The sequence below is a fragment of the Nocardioides sp. genome, assembly GCF_041600255.1.
Classification (GTDB): Bacteria; Actinomycetota; Actinomycetes; order Propionibacteriales; family Nocardioidaceae; genus Nocardioides.
The window spans coordinates 1-3,391 of record NZ_JBFIKK010000213.1 but is presented as its reverse complement, the minus strand read 5'-3'; the positions used below and the strand labels follow the sequence as shown (position 1 = coordinate 3,391).

Annotated in this window: 2 protein-coding genes; both read left to right on the top strand. The window is 71.1% G+C overall.

Annotation, left to right across the window (positions count from 1 at the left end; translation table 11 throughout):
* Positions 1-239: 239 nt before the first annotated feature.
* A complete protein-coding gene (gene rarD / locus ABZE72_RS16355; RefSeq protein WP_372730098.1) occupies positions 240-1,148 on the top strand; it encodes an EamA family transporter RarD in 909 nt (302 codons plus the stop codon).
* A 75-nt stretch (positions 1,149-1,223) separates the two neighbouring features.
* Positions 1,224-3,290 carry a PhoX family phosphatase gene (locus ABZE72_RS16350; protein WP_372730097.1) on the top strand — a complete coding sequence of 689 codons (2,067 nt, stop codon included), beginning with the start codon at positions 1,224-1,226 and terminating at the stop codon, positions 3,288-3,290.
* The last annotated feature ends 101 nt before the right edge of the window (positions 3,291-3,391 follow it).

Genomic DNA, 3,391 nt, shown 5'->3' with positions numbered 1-3,391 from the left:
CCGGCTACCTCAACCAATCCCCCATCGGCATCTTCCGCCAGATCGAACGCGCCACCTACGACGACCAAGCCCGCCACCAGAACCACTCCGCCCGCAACACCACCACCGGCACCCCCACCGACCGACTCGCCGCCCTCATCAACAGCGGCGACACCTGGACCGTCGTCTGACCCACTGACCCATCGGCCGACCCGTCGGCGAATGAGGACCGGGACGTCCCGGGACCTATGCTTCGCCGCGTGCGTGAGTCTCGTCAGGGTGTGCTGTACGGCGCCGCCGCCTACGCCATGTGGGGCGCCTTCCCGCTCTACTGGCCGCTGCTCGAGCCCGCCGGTGCGGTCGAGATCCTGGCGCACCGGATCCTGTGGTCGGTTCTGGCGGCCGGCATCCTGGTGGTCGTCGTCGGTCGCACCCGGCAGTTCCGGGCGATCCTCGCCGACCGGCGTACGACGGTGCTGCTGTCGTTGGCGGCCGTCACCGTCTCGGTGAACTGGGCGACCTACATCTGGGGAGTCAACAACGAGCGTGTGGTGGAGACCTCGCTCGGCTACTTCATCAACCCGCTCGTCACCGTGCTGATGGGCGTCTTCATCCTCGGCGAGCGGCTGCGTCCCCTGCAGTGGGCCGCGATGGCCTTCGCCGGCACGGCGGTGCTGATCCTCACCCTCGAGTACGGCCGGCCGCCCTGGGTGGCGCTGGTGCTGGCGTTCTCGTTCGCCAGCTACGGCCTGGCCAAGAAGACCGCCGGGGTCGGTCCGGTGGAGAGCCTGGCCTTCGAGACGGCGGTGATCGCGCCGGCGGCCGCGGCGTACCTGGTCTTCCTCGGCCTCACCGGCGCGTCGGCGTTCGCGAGCCACGGCGTGGGCCATGCGCTCCTCTTCACCACCACCGGCATCGTCACCGCGATCCCGCTGATCTGCTTCGGCGCTGCGGCCAACCGGGTGTCGATGGTCTCGCTCGGACTGCTGCAGTACCTCGCCCCGATCCTGCAGTTCTCGCTCGGCGTGCTCTGGTTCGGCGAGGAGATGCCGACCGGCCGGTGGATCGGCTTCGTGCTGGTCTGGGTGGCGCTCGCGGTCTTCACCGCCGAGGCGATCAACCACCGACGGCGCCAGCTGCGGCTGACCGTGCCCGCCTCGGCGATCTGATCCGTCGGGTCCGGTTCACCCGCGGTCCACCCTCTGCTCGCCCTCCTCTCATCAGTCGCTCCTAGGTTCGCCGCCATGAGCATCTCCGCCCAGGACCGTCCCCTGCTTGCGCTGACACCGACCGGGCCGCACGGGTCCCGCAGTTCGATGACCTGCCACTACCGGTGCGGCAACGCCTGCGACCAGCCCCTCGCGAACCGGAGCGACACCGGCCACGTCCGCGACGAGATCACCCGGGTGGTCCAGCGCCGCTCCGTCCTGCGTGGAGCCGCCGTCGGCACCGGCGCCCTGGTCGTCGGCGGTCTCACCGGCACGTCGGCCGCGACCGCCTCGTCGTCGCCGCAGCCCGCGGGACGTCCGGGACATCTCGGCCGCACCCGGTTCTCCCCTGTCGCGCCCAACGTCCGCGACGCCGTCGTCGTACCGGACGGGTTCCGCCACGACGTGCTGATCCGCTGGGGCGACCCCGTCGTGCTCGGCGCACCGAAGTTCGACGCCCACCGGCAGACCCCCGAGGCCGCCGCCCTCCAGTTCGGCTACAACAACGACTACGTCGGGGTTGTGGAACTGTCCGGTCGACGCCACCGCGACCGTGCGCTGCTGGTGGTCAACCACGAGTACACCGACGAGGAGCTGATGTTCCCGGCCGGCACGTACGACGACGCCACGATCAAGCGGATCGCCATGGCCTCGCACGGGATGGCGGTCGTGGAGATCAAGCGTGGGCGCACGCCAGGGTCCTGGCGACAGGTGAACCACCGCAACGCTTCCCGGAACCGCCGGATCACCGCCGACACGCCGTTCCGGATGGATGGCCCGGCGGTCGGCGACGAGCGGTTGCGCACCAGCGCCGACCCCGGCGGTCGGACGGTCCACGGCACGATCGGCAACTGCGCCGGCGGCACGACGCCCTGGGGCACCGTGCTGTCCGGCGAGGAGAACTTCAACTTCTACTTCGACTCCTCCGGCGAGCTCGATGAGCGGTACGCCGAGTCGTACGCGCGCTACGGCATCACCGGCGAGGGTGGGCGGGGCTGGAGCGAGGTCGACCCCCGGTTCGACCTCAGCCGCGAGCCGCACGAGCCGTACCGTTTCGGCTGGATCGTCGAGCTCGACCCGCTGCGCCCGCACTCCACGCCGCGCAAGCACTCCATGCTGGGCCGGTTCAAGCACGAGGGCGCCAACGTCACGATCGCCGACGACGGCCGCGCGGTGGTCTACATGGGCGACGACGAGCGCGGCGAGTACCTGTACAAGTTCGTCTCGCGGGACCGCTACCGCGAGCGCGGCAGCCGGGCGCGCGCCCACAACCTGACGCTGCTGCAGCACGGCACCCTCTTCGTCGCCCGGCTCCGCGGCGACGGCACCGAGGACGGGGTGTACGACGGCACCGGCGAGTGGATCCCGCTCACGTCGGACACCACGTCGTACGTCGCGGGGATGAGCGTGGCCGACGTGCTGCTCGACACCCGGCTGGCCGCGGACACCGTCCGGCCCACCCGGATGGACCGGCCCGAGGACGTGGAGCCGAACCCGGTCAACGGCAAGGTGTACGCCGCGCTGACGAACAACTCCCAGCGCGGCTCGACGTTCGCGCCGGACGAGGCGAACCCGGTGACGCGGTCGATGACCCGGCCGGCCATCGGGGCGCCCCTGGTGGAGACGTCGGGCAACCGCAACGGCTACGTCCTGGAGCTGAGCCCGGCGAAGCGGGACCACACGGCGGAGGCCTTCACGTGGGACCTGTTCCTGGTGTGTGGCGACCCCGAGGCCCAGGAGACCTACTTCGGCGGCTTCGACAAGGGCCGGGTGAGCCCGATCAGCTGCCCGGACAACGTGGCGTTCGACGAGGCGGGCAACCTCTGGCTCGCCACGGACGGCAACATGCTCGGCTCCAACGACGGGATCTTCCGGGTGCCGGTGGCGGGGGTGGAGCGCGGGAACGTGCGCCAGTTCCTGACGGTGCCGCGGGGGGCCGAGGCGTGTGGGCCGTTGATCACCGACCAGAGCCGCTCGCTGTTCTTCGCGGTGCAGCACCCCGGTGAGATCGACGGGGCCAGCTTCGAGGCGCCTGCGAGCACGTGGCCGCACACGGACGACTTCCCGCGCCCGTCGGTGTGCGTGGCGTACGCCGCCCGCTGAATCGGGGGGCCGGGGGGGCGTACGGCCGGTGTGCCGGGCCGGGGCAGTGAGGGCGCGACAGCCGGAGTGCACCCAGGAAACCCTCACTTCACCCGGGGAGT